At 68.7% G+C, this 2,946-nt stretch carries 3 protein-coding genes; 1 reads left to right on the forward strand and 2 read right to left on the reverse strand.

Annotated features, from left to right (window positions below):
• On the reverse strand, nucleotides 1–1,042 hold a 1,042-nt coding region (locus QH283_RS07035; RefSeq protein ID WP_280502205.1), incomplete at its 3' end, for an aldehyde dehydrogenase family protein.
• A 208-nt stretch (nucleotides 1,043–1,250) separates the two neighbouring features.
• Here QH283_RS07035 and QH283_RS07040 point away from each other — a divergent pair.
• A complete protein-coding gene (locus tag QH283_RS07040) occupies nucleotides 1,251–2,066 on the forward strand; it encodes an enoyl-CoA hydratase-related protein (protein ID WP_086845819.1) in 816 nt (271 codons plus the stop codon).
• Nucleotides 2,067–2,102: 36 nt separating this feature from the next.
• Here the strand turns inward: QH283_RS07040 and QH283_RS07045 are convergent, their stop codons facing one another.
• Complete coding sequence (locus QH283_RS07045) at nucleotides 2,103–2,915, reverse strand: alpha/beta fold hydrolase (protein ID WP_086845821.1); 813 nt, start codon at nucleotides 2,913–2,915, stop codon at nucleotides 2,103–2,105.
• Nucleotides 2,916–2,946 lie beyond the last annotated feature (31 nt).

Here is a 2,946-nt window from a genome sequence, read left to right on the forward strand (position 1 = left end):
GGATGGGGCCGAAGATCTCCTCGCGCATCAGCTCCGAGCCCGGATCGGGATCGGTGACCAGCGCCGGGGCGATGGCGAGCTTGTCGCGGTCGACGGCGCCGCCGAACTGCTCGCCGCCGTGGCCTGCCAGCGCACCCGCGAGCCGTTCGAGGTGGCGCTCGTTGACGATGTGGGTGGTGTCGTTCGCGGCGTGCGCGGGCAACTCGACGAGCAACCGCTCGACCAGCTTCGGCCGTACCGAGTCCTCCACGAGCACGTAATCCGGCGCGATGCAGGTCTGGCCCGAGTTGATCGACTTGGCCCACGCGATCCGTCGGGCGGCTACCTCGATATCGGCATCCGCGGTGACGATCACCGGGCTCTTGCCACCCAGTTCGAGCGTCACGGGAGTGAGGTGCTGCGCGGCAGCGGTCATCACGGCCTTGCCGACCGCCGTGGAGCCGGTGAAGAAGATGTGGTCGAAGCGCTGTTCCAGCAGCGCCCGGTTGACCTGCCCGTCACCGAGCACGACCCGCACGGCTTCCGGATCCACGTAGCGCGGCAGCAGCCGCGCCAGCAGCGCGCCCGTCGCGTTCGCCAGGTCGGAAGGCTTGAGCACCACGGTGTTTCCCGCCGCCAGTGCGCTCACCAGGGGCTGCACGGTCAGCAGCAGCGGGAAGTTCCAGGTGCCGAGAATCAGCACGGTGCCTTTGGGTTCCGGCAGCGACCACGCCTTGCCCGGCGCCGTCGCGGCGCTCACCCGCACCGGCGTCGGACGCACCCAGCTCGCCAGCTGCGACAGCGTGTGCCGGATCTCGTGCCGCACCGGGCCGATATCAGCCATGAATGTCGCCATCGGGCTGCGCCCGAGATCCTCGCCGATCGCTGCCGCGATTTCGGCGTCGCTTTCATCGATGAAACGCAGCAAGCCTTCCAATTGCGCAATTCGCCAGGAGAGCGGGCGGGTCCGACCGCTCGAGAATGCGACTCGGGCGCGCTCCACATCCACGTGGATGTCCGACCGCCGCGCCACCTTCGGGGTCGCTGTTTCGATATCGGTCACCGGTCGACCCCCGCATGAACACCGGTGGTCGAAAATACCTCGGCGACACAGAGTAAGGCCGCTCGAGCAGGAAGAAGAGGGAACATGACGAGCACCATACAGAGTGTTCAGATGTAATGTCAATCACGTTCGGCGCTGACGAATTCGATTAGCCCGACAGAGGTGTACACGTTGTATGAACTACATGTATGAACTACCATCTTGCGCCATGTTGAAATGGGAATTAATTTCCAGGACAGACGTCCTCGAAATCCGCCGGTCGAGCGCGGCGACGGCTTTGATCCTGGCCCGGCCACACGCGTTGAACGCATTCGATCTCGCCCTGCAACAGCAATTGCGCGACGCCGTGGATCGGGCGGCGGCGGACGATTCGGTGCGCTGCGTTGTGCTCGCCGGTGCGGGCCGGGCGTTCTCGGCCGGGGCCGATCTGGCGCTCGACCAGCTGACGCCGGAGACGCGCCTGTCGCCGCGCACCGAGGAGGAGCTGCGGATGCGCTACAACCCGACCGTGCGGGCGATCCGCACCATGCCCAAACCGGTGATCGCCGCGGTCGGCGGCCCCGCCGTCGGCGCGGGCTGCTCGCTGGCGTTGGCCTGCGACCAGATCATCGCGGCCCGGTCGGCTTCCTTCTCTATGGCTTTCGCCAAGGTCGGGCTCACGCTCGACGCGGGCGCTTCGGCGCTGCTGGGTGCTCGAATCGGACTGGGCCGGGCCACCCGGATGGCGCTGCTGGCCGAGCGGGTGGACGCCGAGACCGCGCTCGGCTGGGGCATGGTGGACGAGGTCGTCGCCGAGGAGTCGCTGCACGACCGGGTGTCCGAGCTCGCGCTGCGCCTGGCCGCCGGCCCCACCGCCGCCTTCGCGGCAACCAAGCGCAGTGTGAACACCGCCCTGCTCGCACACCTGGAAGCGGCGTTCGAGAGCGAAGTCGACGGGCAGACCCGGCTGGTCGACGCCGCGGACTTCCGGGAGGGGGTGGCGGCCTTCACCGAGCGGCGGCCGCCTGCGTTCACCGGGCACTGAGAACCGTCGGCGGTATCGACGGCGCGGTACCGCCGATCAGGTGGCGGCTTCGCCGACGGCCCGGAGCAGCGCGGCATCGAACTCGTCGGCCGCTTCCAGCATGGGATAGTGGCCGGTGTCGAGTTCGACCAGGGTGGTGCCGAGCCGCTCGTGCAGCCAGCGTGCCCCGCGAACCGAGAGCGCGGGGTCGGCGGTACCGATGATCTGGGTCACCGGAATACGCACACTGTCGAGAATGTCCACCTGATCGGTGCACAGCAGCGTCCGCATCGCGGCACGCGCGGACCAGCTCGGGGTACGCAGGGAGATGCGGTGCAGCCAGTCGAGCACATGCGGCGCCGGCTTCTCCTCGAACGGATCACCGACGGCGCTGCGGCGCAGCGCGATACGGTCGTCGTGCTCTGCGGCGAGAATGGCGTTCAACGGCCCATCGGCGGGCACCCCGAACGGGAACGACGGGGTCCGGGAGGCGGCGACGCCGTTGGAAGCCACCAGGACGACTCGCTCGACCAGAGCGGTATGGTCGGAGGCGAGACGCAGCGCGACCATACCGCCCAGCGACCATCCCACCACCGCCGCCGAGGACGCCCCGGAGGCGGCCAGGACGTCGGCGGCATCAGCGGCGAGCGATTCGATCTCGTAGCCATCGAGCGGGGCATCGGAGCCGCCGTGCCCCCGCAGGTCCATCGCCAGCACCCGGTGCCCGCGTTCGGCCAGCACCCGGATCTGCCGATCCCAGGCTTCGCTGCTCAGACTCCAGCCGTGGATCAGCAGCACGGGCCGTCCGGCGCCCAGTTCCCGGACGTTGATGCGCACTCCACCGCGCACCTCGACGAGACGTTCGGTCATGTTTCCTCTTGCTCCGACGAGAAGGCGGGGG

Source organism: Nocardia farcinica (genome assembly GCF_029867845.1).
Classification (GTDB): domain Bacteria; phylum Actinomycetota; class Actinomycetes; order Mycobacteriales; family Mycobacteriaceae; genus Nocardia; species Nocardia farcinica_A.